This is a genomic window from Bacillus sp. 01N45, assembly GCF_056399205.1.
On record NZ_JBFTQW010000004.1, the window covers coordinates 83,485 to 104,074 of the forward strand.

Sequence of the window (20,590 nt, forward strand, 5' to 3'; positions counted from 1 at the left end):
CTTTCCACTTTTCATTATAAACTGTTTCTCCAAATGCGTGTACGAATATTATGAATAAAAAAGAAGCTAAAAGAATGAATCCTTTAGCTTCTTATCCTTCCCATACTTGCGCTTTCACATTGTTATGGAATTGCTTGAAATACGGATGTTTATAAAAAGCAGTTTCATACACGTATTGCTGTGCATGAGCAATTGGTGGCTGCGGGTATTGCATTTGTAAAGGAACTACAGCTGGTGAAACTTGCATATACATCGGAGCTATCATTATTTTTGTATATAAGTGATGATTATATGGCGAATGCGCAATTAAGAACGGCTGATGCATGGATAATCTCCCCTTTTACCTACAATGTTATAGTATATGCAATACTTATCATTTCGGGGATTATTTCTCTTCTAACCAATCCTCTACATGTTTTATAAATACATCTAAACAATCAATAAACGGCGAATGACCGCAATCCTCTAACACTTTCAACTCTGCATTCGGCAAATGTTTTGCTAATTCCTCACCGACTACTTGCGGTACGACATAATCTCTGTCACCTTGTATGACGAGTGTTGGAGCTTTAATATGATGAATTTGCTTATTTCCCTCTACAACCCCGTTATGTTCATCCGAAATGTTAAATGTAATGAGTGCATAATTCACATCTACGAAATTACGTTGCGTTAACATATCGTCTAAATACTTTTCGTAACGATCCGGTTCCGGTTGATTATGTGTATATATTAATAGATTCCATACTGTACGGTAATATAATTTATTCATATTTTTTATCGCATCTAGCACTGGAGCAATTTGTACGGGATCTTGCGCGATTTCTTCTTTCGTCTTTACTAAACTTGATACGATCGGTTGCCCGTTAATATCTTTTTTAAAAATTGGATATCCCTTCATGCCTACTGATTCTACTAAAATTAACTTTTCAACAAAAGTTGGATGATTCGCTGTAAATTGCATCGCAACACCACCACCCATTGACCAGCCCATTAATGAAAATTTCTCTAGTTTTAATTGATCAATAAATAGTTTTACATCTCTTGCAAAGTCTTGTAATGAATCTATCGATTGATTATATGTTGATTGTCCAAATCCTCTTAAATCAAGAGCGTAAATATGGTATCGGTCTTGCAGCTTTTCAATTACTAAATCCCAATGTTGTGACGATGTCATGTTTCCGTGAATGAGTACAAGAATTTCTGCATTTTGCCTTCCAACTTCCTGATACGCAATCGTTTCTCCGTTCGATAGTGAAACAAACTCCATTGTTGCAGGCTTAATCATCACAAGTTCCCCCATTCTTTTTAATAGAAAGAAAATTCTTTACTTACTTAAAGAATAGCATGCAGAATATACGTTCGCAACATAAAACCTATACGAAATTTTTACATAAATCAACATGTCTATTACTAGACAATTATAATGAAAAAGTATATAGTTAGCTAGGTAACTAATTTGAAAGGATCAAAATACATGGACGAAAAACAACATTTTTTTCACATTGTCAGCCAGACTTCTCGAAAATTCACAAAGAAATTTAATGAACGCGTATCTCCAACTGGGCTATTCAGTGCGCAATGGGCTGTTATTTTCCGCATTAATCAAACCGGTTCTTGTACGCAAACAGAATTGTGCCAGTACTTAAATGTTGAATCACCAACGATGACTCGTACGTTAACACGTATGGAAACGATGGGCTGGATTATTCGTACAGAAGGAAAAGATCGTCGTGAGAAGCTCATTTCTTTATCAGAGACAGCGATAAAAATGATTCCGGTATGGCAAGAAGAAGTTGATACTTTCGAAGAAAAAACACTAGAAGATATTAACGAAGATGATTTACATCAAGCATTTGAAGTGTTACAACAAATTATTAAAAATTTAGATTAAATTGGAGGGATGACGATGCAAAGTGAGAAACTTTGGACGAAGGATTTCCTCGGAACTTGTTTTAGTAGTCTATTTCTCTTCTTAACATTTTACATGCTTATGACTACTCTGCCTGTCTATGTAATAGACGGCCTAAAAGGAAAACCTGAGGAAATTGGTTTAGTTGCAACTGTTTTTCTTATTTCATCTGTTTTATGTAGACCATTTACAGGTAAATGGCTCGATGATTTAGGAAGAAAGAAAATATTATTTATTTCACTTTCATTATTTTTAGCTGCTACTGTTATGTATTTCGGTGCGCAAAGTTTATTTTTATTACTTGCCCTTCGCTTCTTACATGGTATTGGGTTCGGTATGGCAACGACAGCAACTGGTACGATTGTCACAGATGTTGCGCCAGCTCATAGACGAGGCGAAGCACTTGCCTATTTCGGCGTATTCATGAGTCTGCCGATGGTAATTGGTCCTTTTTTAGGTTTAACAATTATTTCTCATTTTTCATTTACTGTACTATTTATCGTTTGTTCCGTATTTTCATTGCTTGCATTTTTATTAGGACTACTTGTAAATATTCCGCATGAAGCACCAGTGAACAAACAAAAACGAGAAAAAATGAAATGGAAGGACTTAATTGAACCATCCTCTATTCCGATCGCTCTGACAGGATTTGTTTTAGCCTTTTCTTATAGTGGCATTTTATCCTTTATTCCTATTTATGCGAAAGAGATCGGTTTAGGAGAAGTTGCTAGTTACTTCTTTATTGTATACGCACTTGTTGTTGTAATTTCTCGTCCATTTACAGGAAAGATTTTTGATCGCTTCGGTGAAAATGTACTTGTTTACCCTGCTATCATTATTTTCACAATTGGGATGTTTATTTTAAGCCAAGCACAAACTTCATTTTGGTTCCTTGGCGCAGGTATGCTAATCGGTTTAGGCTACGGGACATTAATTCCTAGCTTCCAAACGATTGCGATTTCTGCCGCTCCAAACCACCGACGTGGTTCTGCGACAGCTACTTACTTCTCATTCTTTGATAGTGGTATTGGCTTTGGTTCTTTCATTTTAGGTATCGTCGCAGCGAAATCCAGTTACCATAATATGTATTTTATCGCAGCTATTATCGTTGCCTTCACTTTACTTCTATATTATGGATTACACGGACGAAAACAAAAATTCAAGAAACAACATACAGATGGAAAAGTTTCCGCTTAACATGAATAAGGAAAGTAAACTTCCCCGTTTACTTTCCTTATTTTGTATTTCTTTTAATAGAAGCGTATACTTATAATAGAAATAAAAAAGGAGGGACCGATATGAAACTTAAAAAATCTCCCCTACTCTTACTCATAATCACATTCATATTTGTAATTACAGGGCTCGGTTTTACATACTTCAAACATAATAAAACAATCCCATCAAAAAATAACGTGACGAAAAAAAATTGGTTAGATGATCCTTACTTACGTTGGTCGTACACACATATGAAAGAATTCACTTTAATTAACGAGGTAAATAATAACCCGGATCACGTTTCCCACTTCTCTACCGCATCACAAAACTTAGACGATTTTGCTGTAGAGCGTAGATTTGGAAATACAACTCCTCTAAAAAAACTTTTAGACGATAACAAAACGGATGCTTTTGTCGTTGTACACAATGGACAACTTGTTTATGAACGATATTTCAACGGGTATAACGAGAGTGAACCTCATGGCATGGCGTCATTAGCAAAGGTTTTTACCGGTGCAATTATACAATCTCTCGCTGAAGAAAATCGTATTGACTTAGAAAAAACAGCTGACGCATATATAAAAGAATTAAAAAATACACCGTTCGGTAATGCCACACTTCAGCAATTAATGGACATGCAAGTTTCTGTAGAATACCCTACTCACGGATACGAACATCCAGCGTTAGAAAATCAAGATGCACAACTATATTTAGCGAGCAATATTTTACCTAGAGGTAAAAACTACGACGGTCCGATGAAAATTTATGATATGTTACGAGAAGCAGAAGAAACTGCAACGCCTGGTTCCGATTTTTCTTACGATAACGGATCAGCCGAAACACTCGCTTGGGTTATTCGAACTATCACGGGTAAATCATTAGCTGAAAATGTTAGCGAACGCATATGGTCTCAAATTGGTATGGAAGAAAATGCTTATTATGTCACCGATGAAACAAAAGTTGAACAAGCTAGCGCTGGTTTAAATGCAACTGCTAGAGATATGGCTAGATTCGGGCAATTACTATTAAACAACGGGGAATATAATGGAAAACAAATTCTCCCTTCTTCTATTACTAAAGATATAAAAAATGTCCAAGAAGGTGAACTTGCAGTTGGCCCTGGAGCTTCCATTTCTTATCATAATCAATGGTGGATTCCGCACAATGAACAAGGTGCTTTTGAAGTGTTAGGTAGTTACGGACAAACACTTTACATCGATCCGAAAGCAAATATGGTCATTGTCCACTTCTCTTCTAACGCTACGCCAAGTAATGAAATACATTCAGTCTACTCAAATATGTATATTGATATTGCACATCATTTAGAGAAGCTTCCACAGTAGTGGAAGCTTCTTCTTATTGGGGTATTTATTTTAATAAATCCCCTCATCACGATTATTCTTTTCTTATTCATACGTGAATTTTTTATTAGCAATCCAATAATTTGTCACGAAGAGTGTCAATAAGATCCAAATAATCGTTAGTAGTACATTGACCATTGCAGTTGCATTCACTCCCCCTGTGACTAACGTTTCCATTGCGTGTTTACTCATACTGGCTGGATTAACTTGATCTATTATTGGACTCAAACCGACGATTATTCTACAAGCTAAAAGAACAACAATTGAAATTAGTGCAATAATACCTTGACTGTGAAAAATAGCACTTATCATTGTTGTGAAAGATACGATAAAAAGAACCCAAATTAAATAAAATAGTAATCCAGTAATCATGTGCGAAAACGGAACAACAGTAAAAAGATAGTTTGTATATAGATAAGAGGTAAAGTATCCAATCATTACACTAAGCGCTACTATTACATAATTTGATACTATTTTCCCCACTATATATGAAGTAACCGTAACAGGTCTCGTTAAAATAAAGGCCAACATACCGTTAGCTTTATCTGTTTGAATAGCACCCATCATAGAAATCACTAGAATCATAAGTCCGAGCTGATCAAACTGAGACCCCAAAGTACTCGCTAATACTTCGCCTCCTTTTTGTGATGTCATACTTGGATCGATGGTAATTCCCTGCCCTCCACCTAATGCTCCTAAAATGGATGGTAAGTAATGCGTTACTATTGGCTGTGTTGCCCCTAAAAATATAAAAACAATTGGTAGCCAAATGATCTTAAAATCACGTAACATTTGAACACATTCTTTTTTTATCAATATCATTGAGTTATTCATTTTTGCACCACCAATTTCAAGAAAATTTCTTCTAAAGTATCGTTGTTTATTTCAAACTTAACGATGTCCACTTTATGTTCGAGTGCATTTTGCAGTAACATATTTTTATTTATTTTGATACTTTCAACCTTCACTTTGACTTTAAGTCCAATCACTTCTACATCCTTCACATAAGGCAAATTTTTTACAACGTCAATCCACTCTCGATCTTTAGCTGTAATTTCAATGATTAATTTATTTTCGCTATTACGGTGTAAAAGCTCAGTAATTGTTGTATCTTCTATCTTTGTTCCATCTTTAATCATGACAAATCGTTCACAGATTTCTTCTGCATCACTCAATATATGGGTTGATAATAAAATAGTCGTATCTTTTTTTATTTCTTCAATGAGATTTAATACTTCCCTTCTACCTATTGGATCTAATGCGGATACTGGCTCATCCATGACAATAAGCGCCGGTTTATGCAGTAATGCTTGTGCAATACCGAGTCTTTGTTTCATTCCACCAGAAAAGGTACTCACCTTCGAATCTTCTTCCCCACTTAATCCAACTTTCTCCAAAATTTTTGGTATCGACTTTGACAATGCTTCTTTTTTCATCCCTGAAAGTTGCCCCATAAACATAAGGGTTTCTCGCGCTGTCATCCAATGAAAAAAATTAGGGTATTGCGGTAAGTAGCCAATTTCCCTTTTCATTTTTGATATTTTTATCCCATTCAATAACACTTCACCCACATCTGGATTAATAATATCCGAAATCACTTTTATTAATGTAGATTTCCCTGCTCCATTTGGTCCGATTAACCCTACACATTCCCCTGATTGCAGTTCCATTGAGAAAGTATTGACAGCAATTTTCCCTTTAAATGATTTTGTTACATTTCTAATCTCTAATTTCATAATTTCTCACTGTCCTTTCTCCCTATAACAAAGTATAGAATAGGTCCCAATACGTTAACAAAAAGAATAATTAGCGCCCATACAAGTACATTTTTTCTTGTTTTTCTATGTCGGTATAAATCAATTAGTGCAATGAAAACTAAAAGTACCCCGACTGCAATAACTGGCAATATGATTGGGAGAAACGCCATAATATCCATGTCTTTAAGATCATTCCATCCATAATGTAGTTGCATTTTTATCATTCCTTCCTAAACTCATTATCATTATTGATAATAATAATGATAAATCAAGAGCAGATGCATTGCAAACATTATTCTCATTATTTATAATGAGAATAAATAATGAATAAGGTGATATATAGTGAGTAATAAAGTTGAAATCTTAATGCATCCAGTAAGAATGAAAATTTGCCAAGTATTAATGAGAAATAAAGAAGATGGACTAACACCATTAGAAATGGTAAAAATCATTAAAAATGTACCACAAGCAACTCTATATAGACATCTACAAACTATGGTTGATTCTGATATCGTCCATGTAATTAACGAAAAAAAGGTAAAATCTGTTTCTGAAAAATATTACGCAATCAATGAAGAAGATGCAAAAATTGAAGGAAGTGAGTGGAAAGGATTATGTGATGAGGAAAAGTTAAATTACATTTCCTATTACCAATTATCACTTATGACACAATATCAAAGTTACCTTAAAAAATTAGAGGAACAAAACAGTCAAGAAGATAATGCTACTTTTTCTGTAGTGGAATTAAAGCTAGATGAAGAACACTTTATGAACTTTCAAAACGAACTTAATGAATTAATGAATAAATACTACCATACCCAAAGTAAAGGTGACGAAAAAGAGGCTCCTGTTCGGACCGTCGCTATTACAATTATTCCAGAAACGTAAACTAACTCAATATAAATAATACAAGCCGATGTTTCCTATGTTAAGGAAACATCGGCTATTTTCATTTCAAAAATTGTTTAGCTTCTGTTTTAACTTCTGCTGTAAGGCTAGCGAAAAAACTGATCTAGAATTCGAATGTGCTTAAAGCCCCTGTCTTTCTTTTATTAAATGAATTCTTTTCTTTCTTTTCTTTCTTTTCTCATGCTACTGTCATACCGTCCACACTCTCTCCAAACACTTTTTAAAAAGAAGCATGGGTAAACTAATAAATATAAATTAGGAATCCACCAAGAAATATCGAAATCTAAACGGATTGTCCAAAATGCTAGAGCTTGTATTCCTGAACAAAAAGTTAAAATTAATGATAAGAACGCCAAGTGGCTCCAAATATGTTTTTTTTTAGAATGTAATTACATGAGCATACCCCTGTTGTTCCCTCTTATTAAAGGAGGAACTATTATGGGATTTGGTGGTAGTTGCGATTTTGCTGAAGGTTTTACTTTATTAGTTGTATTGTTTATTTTATTAATCATCGTTGGAGCTGCTTGCTTCTGCTAAAAAACTATAAGAAAAGAATTTATATCGACCTCATAATTATTCCCATATGGTCTAAGCGCCGAAAGTTCTTCCTTTGGCCCATAAAATAATACTTTCAACTCATCATCTTTATACTGAACTACAAAGAAGTCATCAAATTGGTCAAATGTGTTTTGATTGATCGTGATAAACCCTTTTTCTTGGGCAGTTGTTTTAACACTTATTCTTCGTCCATCTTTAATGACATCATATCCATGCTGATTCGTCACTTTGGATAGCTCACCATTCGTATAAAGAACACAAAAAGATTCACCTAGACGACCTATAAGATGCCTTAATTCAGTCGCCTTACAACCAAGAACATTCATTTCAAATCGTAACATTTCAAAATATGCCTCATATAACTTTTTAATTTGTGAGATTCCTATTTTATCCTTATCCCCATAGACAAGAAGTTTCCCATTATCCCACTCACCTACAACAGATTCACAATCTGTCCCTTTAGGTTTGTGAAAAACTAATCCTGTATAAGGATAATTTTCACCTACATATCTAAAAGTTTTTTTATTTATATATATAAACAGATTTTTATTAACAGCTCTCCCTTTGTTATAACGGTTATAACAATAATCAGCAGGATTAATACTCCCCGGTTTTGTATTAAATTTTGTTATTAATCTGTCCTTTATCTCTGCAGATGTTACAGTATCGCCTATCTTTTCTTTAAGAGCCTCTATAAATTGCTCATAAATAGTCAATGTAATCCTCTCCTCATGTTTCTCAATAGTTTTAAGCCTAGTAGAACTTGCACTCTATAATTTGGCCTAATTGTAGAATAATATATTTAAAGTTCTTCATAAATTTTTATAACTTACTATATAAATTTTACATTTAATTAATTAAATTTCATAGACTATTAGAGTAAAATATAAATTGGAGAATTTTATTAAATGCTCAAAATAAAGATAATACTCCATTAAGAGCTCGTTTATTTAGGAAACGTGTCTTTTTTTTATTGGCTTTTTAAATAAGGTAAACGTGAAGAAGCATTATAAAAAGCAGGGCAATAATATTAAATTAACTTCCATTCGAAGGAGTTTAAGCCTTGCCTGAATGACTATAATGACTATTTGGTTGAGCAATCGATATGTTGTGCCGAAACGTCAATATATTAAAAAAGGATCTCTCTTTATCAAGAGAGATCCTTTTTTTACTTCTTCTTCTTTTCTGTCGGTTGGCTTTGTTTAGCGAAATTAGATGAATCATCGAAATTCGGTTGCTTTTTACCAGCATTATTACTTCTACCTTTTCCCATATGTAATGCACCTCCTCTCGTCCTTACTATTCCCAATAAAAAAATCCTCTTGCATCCAAGGGGATTTTTTGTTGTGCTATTATTAATAATGCCCAACTATTACCGCAGTACTTCCAACACGGTCCTATCCTAACTTTTAACCATGGTGTTGATCGTGGCCATCAAGCCTATGATTATCTATCCGTCTTGGCGTTTTCCTTTAAACGATACCCTAGTCTTCGATCGCTTGATAGGTCGTGGTCCAGAAGTCTTGGATAAGATGCGATGGGGCCGGAGTGGACATCCCAACCTGGGTGAACAGAATTCCAATAAACTGTTTATCTGGATCAGCGTAAGCTGAAGTACCGGTTCCACCATCCCAGCCGAATTGACCAATAGACGCGTAGTCTCCAAGATAGGTACGCACCGCCATCCCAAAGCCCCAGCCACCTTGGATCCCTTGTCCGAACGACAAATGGACGTTATTTTTGGCCAAATCGTCTCGGTATACTTGTTGTTCCGGAGTAAGACGGTTGGTGGTCATCAGCTGGACTGCGGGCCTAGACAAGATCCGTTTAGTACCRTGCACCCCTTTATTCAAAAGCATCTGCAAATACGCGTGATAATCGTCGACGGTTCCAAGCAGTCCACCACCGCCTGCTTGGAATGCTGGAGGTTTGCTGTAACGTCCACCCGCCCCCTCATCCCAAACGATGAATTCACCTGTCTGCGGATTGGGGTTGAAGGCTGGTGGAAGCCGATCAATCTTGAGCTGAGGTACGTAGAATCCAGTGTCCTTCATTCCTAGCGGATCGAATATGCGTTCGCGCAAGAACGACTCGAACGTCTGACCCGTGACCCTGGCAACAAGAACGCCGATTACTTCTATACTGATATGATACTGCCACCGCTCTCCGGGCTGATAGCTTAGCGGAAGTGCACCTAGGCGACGCATAAACTCATCTGGATCGGGCATATCCTGACCTGGCGTGTCGAATATCCCACTCTCGAAGAACGCGTTCATGATTGGAGAACCCATCAACGTGAGATCCACTCCGAGCCCGAATGTGGAGGTCAACAAGTCTCGTACAGTGATAGGACGTCGTGCTGGGACGGTCTCTTCTAGCGGGCCATCGGGCTGTTTCAACACTTGTCGGTCGGCGAGTTCCGGTAGCCATTTGTCTACTGGGTCGTCTAAATGCAGTTTGCACTCATCGAGCAGAACCATTACTGGTGAAACTGCGATTGGCTTGCTAGTGGACGCCAATCGAAAAATCGTGTCCCGACGCATTGGTGCACCACCATCATGCCTCATTGTTCCAAGCGCTTCGACATACGTCTCGCCGTTTCGGCTGACTAAGGCGACGAGCCCAGGAATCTTTCCAGAATCAACATGCCGCGCCAATATATTGCGCATTTTGCGCAATCCTGTTTCAGAAAAGCCCTTATTGTTTTGTCCCATTTTGTTCTCCTTTAGTTTAGATTGAGATTTCTAATACATATTGACAATCAATTATTAGTTCTTCAAATAGAAAAATTCCCCTTTTTAATAATTTCGACAAAATGCATTTATATACATTGAGGCACCATGCATCACTATCAACCTAAGATAGGCTACATTTATGGGGATTTAATAATGGGAAATGCAATCATTAATAACATTGATACAGCCATAAAAAAATATGATTACAAGATTTGCGAATTGATTATGATACATCTAAAAACACCGATATTCTTTCAAACAAGTAAAAAAGCGCCCTATAACCAGGGCGCTTTACTCCAACCTAATGACTAATAGTAGCAGTTGGATATAATGTTGTTCCTCCAATTGAAACCTTTATTTCATTTGTTAACGGAACGTTTTGTTCATTAATAATTGTTCTCCACCATTCCCATGCAAGACCTGTACATTCTCTTGCTACAATTTTTATATTTTTTGAATTTGGTGGAAGAGGGATAACTGTAGAGTAATGAGCCGTTTTGTCTTTGCCACTACCTTCCCATGTTTTATGTGTTAATACTTCTTTCCCATTTTGATCAAATGTGAATTCATCCCAAGATACATCAAATTGAGCAACGTAAGCACCGTAATGATCAAGTGTCATTTTAGCACTTGAATATTCTGTAGTTGTCGTCTCRATATAATCTGTATTGTTATGAACAGCAGCAGTTGCATTATCTTTTAAGAAAGTGCTTGTATATGAAATTGGRTATGCTGGATTTTTAARACTTAATTCAGCATTATCTTTAATGATATTTCGGATTTCATTGAAATCTTTTGTAACAACCTTGTTATGCTCTTTCGCATCTCCGCCTAATACGACAGCAGTAAAGGTACTTTCTTCAAAAATATCTTTATACTGTCCACTCGTTTCGACGCTGTTATTCTTAAGTAAAGCTTTAAAAGCAGCTTGTACATCTTTACTCTTAGATGTGGTTTCTAATTTTACATAAACCGTTCTACCATAAGCTACATTTGAAACCATAACAGGTGGAGCCGCATTACTTACTCCTTTACGAGTTAACTCACCAAAAGTAACACTATTATCAAAGAGATCAGATGGATTGTTTGGTAGTTCAGCACTTACAGTATAAAATATTTGTTTATATGCGGCCACCATCACTTTCTTTTCTCCATTTGCTACCGCATTAAAGTCAATATTTAGACTGTTATCAAGATATTTAGCGTTAACATTAAGAGCACTTGCGATTTGTGATTTACTATAAACCATAGATTCTGTATATTGCATTCTTGCAGGTAACGTATGTGTTGTAGAATACTTTTCATTCCAAGTAGATACTAAATCGTCTACTGCTCCAGCCACATTACCATATGTCGGATTTTGAACAGTGATTGTATTTTCTTTTCTCATACCAGGTAAGTCTATACTAATATTCAAAGGCTTTCTCTTAGCCACTAATAAACTCGGTTGATTGTCTGCAAATGCTTTATTGGCAAGTTGTACAGCTCCTGGATACGTACGATTTACTACAGAATCAATAATCGAAATATCGACTGGTGACGTTGTAAGTGATTTTTTCTCGCGTTCCACTACTACAAATTTACCATTTGAATTGATACTTTCTTTCGGAACAAAACTCTCTACTTTATCACCATTTACAGCTAAAACCTCTTGATTATTGTATTTAAGATTTCCTATACCAGTATCAATACTACTAGCATTTTTAGTTATATCAGTTGCATTACCGGCTTGTGTTTCTGCGAAAGAAATAGATGAATAATTAAGAGTGCATAAACTAACTAATAAACATGCAAGGAACTTTCTTCTCTTGGTACTTTTCTTATTATTCAGAAAAATCACCCCGTTCTTTTTTAGTAAGATATAATAATGATTGATATATGATAGCTAACTAATAACCTTACATAAACGCTTTTAAAAGTTCTTGAACTAAAGGAATTACTCCACCTAAAAATTTTAAAACTGCCATTGCGATTTCCATATTACTTCCTCCTCTTTGCTGTATTAAGATGCGTTGTATATTTATGCTTTCATTATAATAAGCTTTTGCATTTGCATCAATTCATTTTTATATGCAATATTTCATATTGAGGAAAAGCAACTTTTTCTGTCAGGGTGATGGTGGTACTACTCTTCTTGACAATATTTCAATCCCTCCAAAAATATCAGAATTTTCTAATTCTAAAAGGTTATGAACGAATCAACCTCGAATAATTGTAATACATATACATATACATAAGGAGGTTGATCTATTTTGTTTCGTTCTTTTACAAATGGTTGCGTCGCCTTAGTGCAACGTTTCTTGCCAGAGCCGTTTATTTTATCATGTTTATTAACTGTTTTCGTTATTTTCTTCGGCATGTTTGCGACTCACCAAACACCTGTGGAAATGATTAATCACTGGGGTAATGGCATTTGGGGACTACTCGCCTTTTCTATGCAAATGGCACTTGTACTCGTGACAGGATCTGCTTTAGCAAACGCGCCTCTCATTAAAAAAGGATTAACGAAAGCGGCAAAACTACCGAAAACGAATGGACAAGGTATTATTGCCATTTCAATCGTAAGTTTACTAGGGGCATACATAAACTGGGGATTTGGTATTGTTGTATCTGTTTTATATGCAAAAGAAGTAGCACGGCAGCTTGAAGGATTAGACTATAGACTAGCCATTGCCTCTTCTTACTCTGGATTTCTCATTTGGCATGCGGGGCTTTCTGCTTCTATTCCTCTTACGTTAGCAACAGGCGGCGAAACGTTAATTAAAACGACAGCTGGAAGTATTAAAGAAGCGATTCCAATAACAGAAACGTTATTCTCACCATACGCACTTGTACCAGTTATTATTTTTCTCGTTACGATGCCTCTCATTAATAAAGCGATGCATCCAGATGAAAAACATACGATAACGGTAGATCCTAGCGTATTCCATGAAGAAGCTGCCGCGCAAGAAGTAGGAAACAATACATTCGCCGAAAAAATGGAAAATAGCATCATTATTACACTTTGCGTTGGATTGTTAGGTCTCATTTATATTTTCAATTATTTTTATACGAAAGGCTTTAACCTTACGCTAGACATCGTTATTTTTATGTTATTAATTGCTGGACTTATTTTCCACCGTACTCCGATTCAATATATTCGCGCTTTTTCAGACTCTACGAAAAGTGCTTCTGGCATTTTACTTCAATTTCCGTTTTACGCAGGAATTATGGGGATGATGATTGGAGCGAATAGTGAAGGACTTTCACTTGGAGGGGCTATTTCGAATTACTTTATTAGCATTTCAAACGAAACGACTTTCCCGCTCTTTACTTTTTTAAGTGCTGGAATCGTTAATATTTTCGTTCCATCTGGTGGGGGTCAATGGGCTGTGCAAGCACCAATTATGATTCCAGCTGGCGCTGAACTTGGTGTACCTGCCGCAAAAACAGCAATGGCAATTGCGTGGGGCGATGCTTGGACGAATTTGATTCAACCATTCTGGGCATTACCGGCATTAGCGATAGCTGGTTTAGGTGCTCGTGATATTATGGGATTTTGCGTTGTTAACTTACTATATGCAGGATTTATCATTAGTCTATGTTTCTTATTTATTTAAACGAAAAGCTAGTTTTATACTAGCTTTTTTATATAATAAATCACTTATTTCCCACGCAATTTATCACGATCTTCCAACTCTATATCCGTAAGCTGTAATGCCTCAAATGCAAAAAAATCTTCACATACTTTTTCAATCAGATGTGGATTTTCCCTCAAGAAATTCCACTGTAACGCTTTAGGAAGAAAATACGTTTCATACTCTTTACTTCCTCTTACTACCTCATCCACTTCTCTTTCACAAATTCCTCTTATTAAATAATCATTTCTTAATTGAATCTGTATTTGTTGAAACGTTTCACTACATTTCTTCAATTGGATTAAGCAATTAATATATGTACGAAAAAGTTCGTTATCATACTGACAACAATTTATAATACGTTCCATTTCATTCATAACGTACGAGCCTTTTCTTCTATTTGTAATAACCATTTTTCCCGCTTCTCTCGTTTACTCGTTTTCACAGATTGAAAAACAGATCGTTTTATATCGCGAATGCCGCAAAAACGTAAAATACCTCTCTTCATTATAATCCAATCGGCTGATCGATATAGTAGTGCGACGTACCATAACGGTGAGTCTAACGTATTAATTACCCATGCCTTCTTACCTTTCAATAAGCCTTTCGGCAGGGCACCTTCATATTTATAAGCAAAACCAGCTACGAAAATGCGATCAATAAACCCTTTTAAAATAGCTGGCATCCCCCACCACCATATTGGATAAATGAAGAGAAGAGTATCCGCTTCTTCCACTAACGTTCTGTACCGAGCTGTCTCTTCTTCATTTACTAAATCACGTCTTTTCTTCTCCTCATTAAATACAAGGACGGGATTAAATTGTTCCTTATATAAATCAAGTACCGTAACCGAATGATTTGTTTCTTGTAATCCTTTTTGCACATGCTTTAATATCCCCGCATTAAAACTGGAAGGACTAGGATGAGCGTATACAATTAGTACATTCACTACATAACAACTCCCTCTATAAGTTAAAGTTTCCCCTTCTTTAACATTTTCTCTACAATTTGCACGTTTTTCGAACTTTGTAATAAACGATTTAATAATGTAAGTAACTCTTCCTTTTCTAAATCTTTCAGTTTCTCTTTCACCGTACTCTCACCAGCACTTTGAATATCATAAACAACTGCTGCCATATGCTTACAATAATTCTCATATGGACACTCGCAGCTACTTTCTGTAAAATTTTCAAGATCAATCATTACTTCATAGTTTCCTGCATTTCCAGTAACAAAAGCAAATATTTTCTTTTCTTGTATTTCAACATCTTCTACATGTCCTTCTTCATAATATTCATAACCTTTATCCATAATGTACTTAGGAATCCATTTCGTTATATCATTTAGTAAGTAAGCGTACATAACAACACCTCTTCCTTTAATTCCCTTTTGACTTCCAAAACCCTGCATGTTATTCTAATAACTGTCAAATAGCAAGTCTATATGACAAAACGACTGACACCTATTCGGCGGAGGTGTCTCTTTTCATTTGCAGCCGATATGAAGTGCCTCTTTCAGGCACATTCAATCTTTGACACTACACACTCAACACCATTCCCTTGTATCAGGCTGCTTAAGCAGTCTTTTACGCTACATACTCCAAAAAAAAGAGAGCTTAGCTCCCTTTTCCCGCCTTATAAAATACCCCTTTTTCAGTATAGAGATATTCATCAGCTAATGTAATTTTCCCATCCAGTTTCAGTTCATCTAATAGTCTTGATAAATAAAATTGATGTAACATCTTTTTCGTGAATTTTCCTTCATGATGCGAAACGATATGTTCTTGAATATCTAACAATGATATTGGCTTATCTTGCTCTATCATATATTCATAAACTGTACTACGCAGTTTTACGTATTTTTCGAGTGTCACAGTACTTCGCAACCCCTTTCTTCTTAATATAAATTTTCGTAATCGGTTTTTTTGCAACAAAAAAACCTCTCCGATAAGAAGAAGTTACGTATATATCTTCGTCTTATCTCCCAGAACAAATATGTTCTGCTGGAATTAGCACCTGCATCGCGGTTGCTGGGTTTCATCGGGCCAGTCCCTCCACCTCTCTGGATAAGAAAATATTCACTTAATTCTTACTATACGTAATTTCATTCTAATTGTCAAACAAATATAACAAATTATATTTTGTTCCTTACTGTTCATACTATACATATATGAATATGCAAGGAGGATTATGAAATGCACGAAAATGCTCGCGGATATGTCCAAAATTCTTTTCAATCATTACAAGAAGCAAAACATTGTTTAGAAGAAGCGCTACAGACTGTTGAAAAAGATTTTAATCGCGCTCGTATTGAACAATCACTTTATGCGATCGAACAAGCTATTCAACGCTGTGATTACACGGTTCATATTTTAGAACAAGATTGAAAAAACTTCCCATCATAAGGTGGGAAGTTTTTTCAAATGGCATACTTCATAATTATTACCGTTATAATTAAAAAATATACAGAATTAGCAATTTCTAAAACCCCTACTTTTATAATAGAAATTTTTTTGCCATATAACATAATTGCTCGGATGACACTCGGTATAAAAATAAGAGAACACCACGGATTGATAGCAAAGACAATGACTGTTAATACAATATGATACCCCCATGATATAAGACGATACTTCGGGTTATTTTTCTCGCGAATCATCGTTTTTACATAAAATGTACTTCCTAAAAAATATAAAAATGAAATAAGCGCAATAAATAATGCTGTTTTATCTATAAGTTTCATTGAAAAATAATAACTAACTAAACCACCAATACAGAAAACAATAATCGCACTAATGTCATTTAGTAACGCTCTTTCATTTTTTTGACGAGCGTAATACATATTTACAATAAATAATGGAATCATGAATACTACGAATAAAAGAATGCGCCATTCATATAATAGAGAAATCATTCCAAATACGAACGCGATGATAAAATATACAATTGCAGCATGTAAGTACTCTTTTTTTCGTTTTTGCTTTATGTACGTAAGAAATGGATACGTAGCTAAATAGATAAAGAACCAAGCTAAAAACAATGGAATATGATACATAGTAGGTTTCCCAAGCATGACACTTAATAGAAATGGTATAACGAGCATGGCCCATGCACCGTGTTGCTTCGGAATAACTAACTTCATTAACTATACACCTCCCTTTTGAAAGCAGTTCTCACCTACTATTATACAAATAATTTTATATAGTAACGTATATATATTGGACTATTTTTTGACAATAAAAAATGCTCCTTACAATGTGTAAGAAGCATGAAAGAGGCAAACGAATATGTAAGTCGCGACCCTACCTTATATGAGTATGCTTTTCTATGCCATGTTATGCTTATCTAATATGCCGTATTTCTTTTTAAATCTCGTAAGAATCGTAATCCAAGACGTACTAAATAGTAGTAAGAAAATAACATTCGAAATTGCATGACTCAAATCGAAATAAAAACTTGCAATATAATACGAAACGACTGCTTCCCACGTTGCCTCACGTATGAAACCGAGAAGCCCCCATAAGTTCATAATCCAGCCAAATAAAAATCCAACAAACAATCCGTATAGAAGCCTTCCCCATAGCTTTTTCATTAAAAATGTATTACGAAGTAATCCAGCTATAAACCCGATCATGCCCCATGAAAACATTTGCCACGGCGTCCACGGACCTTGCCCTAAAAAGATGTTAGATACGATAGCTGCTGTTGCACCGATCATAAAACCAGTTTCGCTTCCAAACACGATTGCAGAAACGATAATGACAAAAGAAGTCGGTTGTACACTTGGTAAAATAGAAAATGGTACACGGCTAACTGCTGCAATTGCCGCTAACACAGCAACGAGAACAATTTCACGTGAAACAAACGCCTTCCTTTCAAAACGGATATAAAACGGCAACATAATAACAACTAATAAAAACAAACTACTTAACATGTAATAACCATCCATGATAAGTGTAGTAAAGAGTAGTGTGCCTATTATTACTGCAAAAATACATATTATGAATGCAACATATCGTTTGGACACGCTTCGTACACATCCTCCCACGTTAATGCATATGGTAACTCTTTTCGAATAAATCGATTAATAGAGGTTGTATAAAAGAAGTTGCCACTAAAAAATTCTTTCGGTGTGTCATTCATAATGACTGCTCCGTCAAATAACATCATACATTGATCAACGTATTTCGCTGCAAACTCAATATCATGCGTTGCCATTACAATTGTTGTACCTTCTTTTTGCAGCTTTCTAAATAGCTCTCCTACTCTTTCTTTTTTCCACGGATCTAATCCCTTTGTCGGTTCATCAAGTAACAATAAAGTCGGCTTTGATAATAACGTTGTACATAACGCAAGTAGTTGTTGCTCTCCCCCGCTACAATCATGCGGATGGCGTTCTTTAAGCGAATACAACCAAAACTTCTTCAACATATCTTCTGCTATTTCTTTTCCTTGTTTTCCGTATAACTCTCGTGCACGTTCATACACTTCTTCCCACACTGTATCAAATGTAAAATGATAATACGGATGCTGCGATACATACCCGATCCTTTTAAATCGTTCTTTCGAATCAATTTTATGTATCACTTTCCCATTCCACTTTACTTTCCCTCTTCTCGCTTTTTGTAATCCAGCTAAAATCGTTAACAGTGTAGACTTACCTGTACCATTTTTTCCAACGAGAGCTACCCATTTTCCTTTTTCAATCGATACGGTTAAGTCTCGTAAAATAAGTGGACTATTTTTTTCATATTGGAACGAAATATGCTCTGCACTTAAAATGACTTCTCGCTTTTCACTTTGTGCTATTGGCTCATTCACATATGATATCGCTGAAAAATGATTCAGTTTCATTTGCGCTTCTCGCACTGTAAACGGAATATCTTCCGCATTCCATTCTAAAAACAATCTTGGAATTTGCGGAATAAATGGACGGAATTTTTCTACTTCCCACATGTTCGCGATAACCGTTTTAGGATTTCCATCATACACGATTTGACCATTATTCATACAAATAACGCGCGTAGCAAGTGGGATCACTTCATCTAAACGATGTTCACTTAACACAATCGTAATACCAAGTTCTTCGTTAATACGTTTTAACAATCCTAAAAACTCTTTCGCAGCAATGGGATCTAACTGCGCCGTCGGTTCATCTAATAATAATAGTTTTGGCTGCATAACTAGTACCGCAGCCAAATTGACAAGTTGTTTTTGTCCACCAGATAACGTATGAACAGATTGATGCAATAAATCTTGAAATCCTAAGAAGCTAATAAGCTCTGCTATTCGTTTTTGAATAATCTGTGATGGTAACCCGATATTTTCTAAAGAAAATGCTAATTCTTGAATGACCGTATCCATTACGAGCTGATTTTCTGGATTTTGAAATACCATACCAATTTCTTGTGCAGATAATAAATCAGGTACTTCCTCTAATAAAACGTCATCATAAAAAATTTCTCCTGAACGTGTACCGATTGGAAGTAATTCCTTTTTAAAATGTTTCAATAAAGTCGTCTTTCCAGAGCCTGACCCTCCAGCAAGTGCAATAAACTCTCCTTTTTGAATAGAAAGAGAAATATGCTGTAACGCATATTCGTTTTCATCAGCATATACAAATGATAAATTGTTTATTTCTGCATGCGCCACCATATCCATTCCTTTCCTTCCATTATAATTGGTAGACTAATAAACATCATAAATACTCCGAACATCACTCCATCGTATTGCTGAAATAGAATAGATTCGACTTTCGGATAAATGATTAGCTTTCCCCCGCCATACGTATTACATATAATAGCAATGATAAGTAGAATACTTAAATAACTGAGCGTATACCAATCTCGTCTTTCCATTCTATACCGAATATATGTCGTACGCTTCGTTACACCAAATCCACGAGCTTGCATAGAATCTGCTGTTTGCAGCGCATCTTCTAATGAACAAATTAATAATACTTGCAGCAATTGCATACCATTTTTCACCCGTTCTACAATGGAACCTGCGTCTACTTGTACACCTTTCGTTTTTTGAACGAGTGTTATTTTCTGTAATCGCCTCATAAACAAAGGAACAAACCTCACCGTAATCATCGTTAACAATGCTACCTTCGGTGAAATTCTAGAAAACAAATATAAAAATTTATGACTCGAAATAATATCATTATACGAAGCAAACGTAAACATAATCGCAACTAATAATAATCCCATTACTACTCCAAACATAATCGCCTCAAGCTTAATACGGCTATCACCTAACCAAAATAACGTAGTTCGCCCTCTATGTGTTAATAACGAATTAAATAAAATGACCATAAAAAAGAAAACGATTGTGCTCGGTAACATCTTTCTTATCTTTTCACTATTCCCTTGCATTATATTGATTATGACGATTAATAGTATTGCTCCAATTAAAAAAAGAGGATGAAGACACATCATACATAGTATCATCACCCCGATATAATAGAAAAAATTCACAAAAGGATGTAAAGAAGAAAAACTTATTTTCATAGTCCTTTACCGAAT

The 20,590-nt window shown here is 35.5% G+C and carries 22 protein-coding genes, 2 pseudogenes and 1 riboswitch; of the genes and pseudogenes, 7 read left to right on the top strand and 17 right to left on the bottom strand.

Translation table 11 applies throughout. From position 1 onward, the window contains the following. Positions 1-91: 91 nt before the first annotated feature. Positions 92-325, bottom strand: coding sequence for a hypothetical protein (locus AC1DMU_RS10905; protein ID WP_088064013.1), 234 nt, complete (start codon positions 323-325; stop codon positions 92-94). A gap of 60 nt (positions 326-385) precedes the next feature. Beyond that, positions 386-1,303: an intracellular short-chain-length polyhydroxyalkanoate depolymerase gene (phaZ, locus tag AC1DMU_RS10910; protein WP_142291779.1), complete on the bottom strand. Its 918-nt coding sequence runs from the start codon at positions 1,301-1,303 to the stop codon at positions 386-388. 174 nt (positions 1,304-1,477) lie between these two features. On the opposite strand from phaZ, the gene AC1DMU_RS10915 reads away from it, so the two are divergent. From AC1DMU_RS10915 to AC1DMU_RS10925, 3 genes are all read left to right on the top strand, one after another. Next, positions 1,478-1,894: a MarR family winged helix-turn-helix transcriptional regulator gene (locus AC1DMU_RS10915; protein WP_046954781.1), complete on the top strand. Its 417-nt coding sequence runs from the start codon at positions 1,478-1,480 to the stop codon at positions 1,892-1,894. 15 nt (positions 1,895-1,909) lie between these two features. Continuing rightward, positions 1,910-3,109 (top strand): MFS transporter, encoded by a 1,200-nt coding sequence (locus AC1DMU_RS10920; protein ID WP_087984184.1) that lies wholly within the window; start codon positions 1,910-1,912, stop codon positions 3,107-3,109. Positions 3,110-3,210: 101 nt separating this feature from the next. After that, positions 3,211-4,470, top strand: a complete 1,260-nt coding sequence (locus AC1DMU_RS10925; protein WP_088064015.1) for a serine hydrolase domain-containing protein — start codon at positions 3,211-3,213, stop codon at positions 4,468-4,470. Positions 4,471-4,533: 63 nt separating this feature from the next. Here the strand turns inward: AC1DMU_RS10925 and AC1DMU_RS10930 are convergent, their stop codons facing one another. Genes AC1DMU_RS10930 through AC1DMU_RS10940 form a run of 3 tightly spaced genes read right to left on the bottom strand, consistent with a single transcriptional unit; the run spans position 4,534 to position 6,460 of the window. Continuing rightward, positions 4,534-5,322 carry an ABC transporter permease subunit gene (locus AC1DMU_RS10930; RefSeq protein ID WP_088064016.1) on the bottom strand — a complete coding sequence of 263 codons (789 nt, stop codon included), beginning with the start codon at positions 5,320-5,322 and terminating at the stop codon, positions 4,534-4,536. After that, on the bottom strand, positions 5,319-6,224 hold the full coding sequence (locus AC1DMU_RS10935) for an ABC transporter ATP-binding protein (RefSeq protein WP_088064017.1): 906 nt from the start codon (positions 6,222-6,224) through the stop codon (positions 5,319-5,321). The genes AC1DMU_RS10930 and AC1DMU_RS10935 overlap by 4 nt, the downstream gene beginning before the upstream one ends. After that, complete coding sequence (locus tag AC1DMU_RS10940; protein ID WP_087984180.1) at positions 6,221-6,460, bottom strand: PLD nuclease N-terminal domain-containing protein; 240 nt, start codon at positions 6,458-6,460, stop codon at positions 6,221-6,223. Before AC1DMU_RS10940 ends, AC1DMU_RS10935 begins: the two co-directional genes overlap by 4 nt. 127 nt (positions 6,461-6,587) lie before the next feature. On the opposite strand from AC1DMU_RS10940, the gene AC1DMU_RS10945 reads away from it, so the two are divergent. Further along, positions 6,588-7,133, top strand: a complete 546-nt coding sequence (locus tag AC1DMU_RS10945) for a transcriptional regulator (protein ID WP_088064018.1) — start codon at positions 6,588-6,590, stop codon at positions 7,131-7,133. Positions 7,134-7,297: 164 nt separating this feature from the next. Here AC1DMU_RS10945 and AC1DMU_RS10950 read toward each other — a convergent pair. Next, positions 7,298-7,543 (bottom strand): annotated as a pseudogene (locus tag AC1DMU_RS10950) (DUF5360 family protein); the annotation flags it as partial. Positions 7,544-7,592: 49 nt separating this feature from the next. Between AC1DMU_RS10950 and AC1DMU_RS10955 the strand changes: the two are divergent. Then, the gene (locus tag AC1DMU_RS10955; protein WP_088064019.1) at positions 7,593-7,691 is read left to right on the top strand and encodes a YjcZ family sporulation protein; all 99 of its coding nucleotides are present in this window, start codon (positions 7,593-7,595) and stop codon (positions 7,689-7,691) included. On the opposite strand, the gene AC1DMU_RS10960 is transcribed toward AC1DMU_RS10955, so the two are convergent. The 3 genes from AC1DMU_RS10960 to alo form a co-directional block, all read right to left on the bottom strand. Further along, entirely contained in the window at positions 7,688-8,428 is a 741-nt protein-coding gene (locus tag AC1DMU_RS10960) for a DUF7225 domain-containing protein (RefSeq protein ID WP_088064020.1), read from the bottom strand. The two genes, AC1DMU_RS10955 and AC1DMU_RS10960, sit on opposite strands and share 4 nt — an antisense overlap. A 768-nt stretch (positions 8,429-9,196) precedes the next feature. Beyond that, positions 9,197-10,426 (bottom strand): serine hydrolase domain-containing protein, encoded by a 1,230-nt coding sequence (locus tag AC1DMU_RS10965; protein WP_088064021.1) that lies wholly within the window; start codon positions 10,424-10,426, stop codon positions 9,197-9,199. A gap of 322 nt (positions 10,427-10,748) precedes the next feature. Further along, positions 10,749-12,287 carry an anthrolysin O/cereolysin O family cholesterol-dependent cytolysin Alo gene (gene alo, locus AC1DMU_RS10970; protein WP_476941500.1) on the bottom strand — a complete coding sequence of 513 codons (1,539 nt, stop codon included), beginning with the start codon at positions 12,285-12,287 and terminating at the stop codon, positions 10,749-10,751. A 412-nt stretch (positions 12,288-12,699) separates the two neighbouring features. Between alo and AC1DMU_RS10975 the strand changes: the two genes are divergently transcribed. Then, entirely contained in the window at positions 12,700-14,046 is a 1,347-nt protein-coding gene (locus AC1DMU_RS10975; RefSeq protein ID WP_060487716.1) for a short-chain fatty acid transporter, read from the top strand. 40 nt (positions 14,047-14,086) lie between these two features. Here AC1DMU_RS10975 and AC1DMU_RS10980 read toward each other — a convergent pair. The 4 genes and pseudogenes from AC1DMU_RS10980 to AC1DMU_RS10995 all read right to left on the bottom strand — a co-directional run bounded on the left by AC1DMU_RS10980 (position 14,087) and on the right by AC1DMU_RS10995 (position 15,997). Beyond that, positions 14,087-14,441, bottom strand: a pseudogene (locus AC1DMU_RS10980) (group-specific protein). Beyond that, positions 14,438-15,013 carry an NAD(P)H-dependent oxidoreductase gene (locus AC1DMU_RS10985; protein WP_088064024.1) on the bottom strand — a complete coding sequence of 192 codons (576 nt, stop codon included), beginning with the start codon at positions 15,011-15,013 and terminating at the stop codon, positions 14,438-14,440. Before AC1DMU_RS10985 ends, AC1DMU_RS10980 begins: the two are co-directional and overlap by 4 nt. A gap of 23 nt (positions 15,014-15,036) precedes the next feature. Further along, complete coding sequence (locus AC1DMU_RS10990) at positions 15,037-15,426, bottom strand: SWIM zinc finger family protein (RefSeq protein WP_060487719.1); 390 nt, start codon at positions 15,424-15,426, stop codon at positions 15,037-15,039. 253 nt (positions 15,427-15,679) lie between these two features. Beyond that, on the bottom strand, positions 15,680-15,997 hold the full coding sequence (locus tag AC1DMU_RS10995; RefSeq protein WP_002096439.1) for a hypothetical protein: 318 nt from the start codon (positions 15,995-15,997) through the stop codon (positions 15,680-15,682). A gap of 40 nt (positions 15,998-16,037) precedes the next feature. After that, a riboswitch (SAM riboswitch) is annotated at positions 16,038-16,136 on the bottom strand. A gap of 122 nt (positions 16,137-16,258) precedes the next feature. On the opposite strand from AC1DMU_RS10995, the gene AC1DMU_RS11000 reads away from it, so the two are divergent. Beyond that, the gene (locus AC1DMU_RS11000) at positions 16,259-16,450 is read left to right on the top strand and encodes a hypothetical protein (RefSeq protein ID WP_000545003.1); all 192 of its coding nucleotides are present in this window, start codon (positions 16,259-16,261) and stop codon (positions 16,448-16,450) included. 32 nt (positions 16,451-16,482) lie between these two features. Here the strand turns inward: AC1DMU_RS11000 and AC1DMU_RS11005 are convergent, their stop codons facing one another. The 4 genes from AC1DMU_RS11005 to AC1DMU_RS11020 form a co-directional block, all read right to left on the bottom strand. Further along, entirely contained in the window at positions 16,483-17,205 is a 723-nt protein-coding gene (locus tag AC1DMU_RS11005) for a YwiC-like family protein (protein WP_088064025.1), read from the bottom strand. 183 nt (positions 17,206-17,388) lie between these two features. Continuing rightward, on the bottom strand, positions 17,389-18,090 hold the full coding sequence (locus tag AC1DMU_RS11010; protein WP_000044898.1) for an ECF transporter S component: 702 nt from the start codon (positions 18,088-18,090) through the stop codon (positions 17,389-17,391). Further along, on the bottom strand, positions 18,063-19,724 hold the full coding sequence (locus AC1DMU_RS11015; RefSeq protein WP_097906982.1) for an ABC transporter ATP-binding protein: 1,662 nt from the start codon (positions 19,722-19,724) through the stop codon (positions 18,063-18,065). The genes AC1DMU_RS11010 and AC1DMU_RS11015 overlap by 28 nt, the downstream gene beginning before the upstream one ends. Beyond that, positions 19,697-20,575, bottom strand: coding sequence for an energy-coupling factor transporter transmembrane component T (locus AC1DMU_RS11020; RefSeq protein WP_088064026.1), 879 nt, complete (start codon positions 20,573-20,575; stop codon positions 19,697-19,699). Before AC1DMU_RS11020 ends, AC1DMU_RS11015 begins: the two co-directional genes overlap by 28 nt. Between the last annotated feature and the right edge of the window lie 15 nt (positions 20,576-20,590).

Excerpts from the sequence above, each read along its gene's own strand:
- AC1DMU_RS10905 (WP_088064013.1), bottom strand. The coding sequence starts at position 325 with ATGCATCAGCCGTTCTTAATTGCGCATTCGCCATATAATCATCACTTA.
- phaZ (WP_142291779.1), bottom strand. The coding sequence starts at position 1,303 with ATGGGGGAACTTGTGATGATTAAGCCTGCAACAATGGAGTTTGTTTCA.
- AC1DMU_RS10915 (WP_046954781.1), top strand. The coding sequence starts at position 1,478 with ATGGACGAAAAACAACATTTTTTTCACATTGTCAGCCAGACTTCTCGA.
- AC1DMU_RS10920 (WP_087984184.1), top strand. The coding sequence starts at position 1,910 with ATGCAAAGTGAGAAACTTTGGACGAAGGATTTCCTCGGAACTTGTTTT.
- AC1DMU_RS10925 (WP_088064015.1), top strand. The coding sequence starts at position 3,211 with ATGAAACTTAAAAAATCTCCCCTACTCTTACTCATAATCACATTCATA.
- AC1DMU_RS10930 (WP_088064016.1), bottom strand. The coding sequence starts at position 5,322 with ATGAATAACTCAATGATATTGATAAAAAAAGAATGTGTTCAAATGTTA.
- AC1DMU_RS10935 (WP_088064017.1), bottom strand. The coding sequence starts at position 6,224 with ATGAAATTAGAGATTAGAAATGTAACAAAATCATTTAAAGGGAAAATT.
- AC1DMU_RS10940 (WP_087984180.1), bottom strand. The coding sequence starts at position 6,460 with ATGCAACTACATTATGGATGGAATGATCTTAAAGACATGGATATTATG.
- AC1DMU_RS10955 (WP_088064019.1), top strand. The coding sequence starts at position 7,593 with ATGGGATTTGGTGGTAGTTGCGATTTTGCTGAAGGTTTTACTTTATTA.
- AC1DMU_RS10990 (WP_060487719.1), bottom strand. The coding sequence starts at position 15,426 with ATGTACGCTTACTTACTAAATGATATAACGAAATGGATTCCTAAGTAC.
- AC1DMU_RS11000 (WP_000545003.1), top strand. The coding sequence starts at position 16,259 with ATGCACGAAAATGCTCGCGGATATGTCCAAAATTCTTTTCAATCATTA.
- AC1DMU_RS11005 (WP_088064025.1), bottom strand. The coding sequence starts at position 17,205 with ATGAAGTTAGTTATTCCGAAGCAACACGGTGCATGGGCCATGCTCGTT.
- AC1DMU_RS11015 (WP_097906982.1), bottom strand. The coding sequence starts at position 19,724 with ATGGATATGGTGGCGCATGCAGAAATAAACAATTTATCATTTGTATAT.
- AC1DMU_RS11020 (WP_088064026.1), bottom strand. The coding sequence starts at position 20,575 with ATGAAAATAAGTTTTTCTTCTTTACATCCTTTTGTGAATTTTTTCTAT.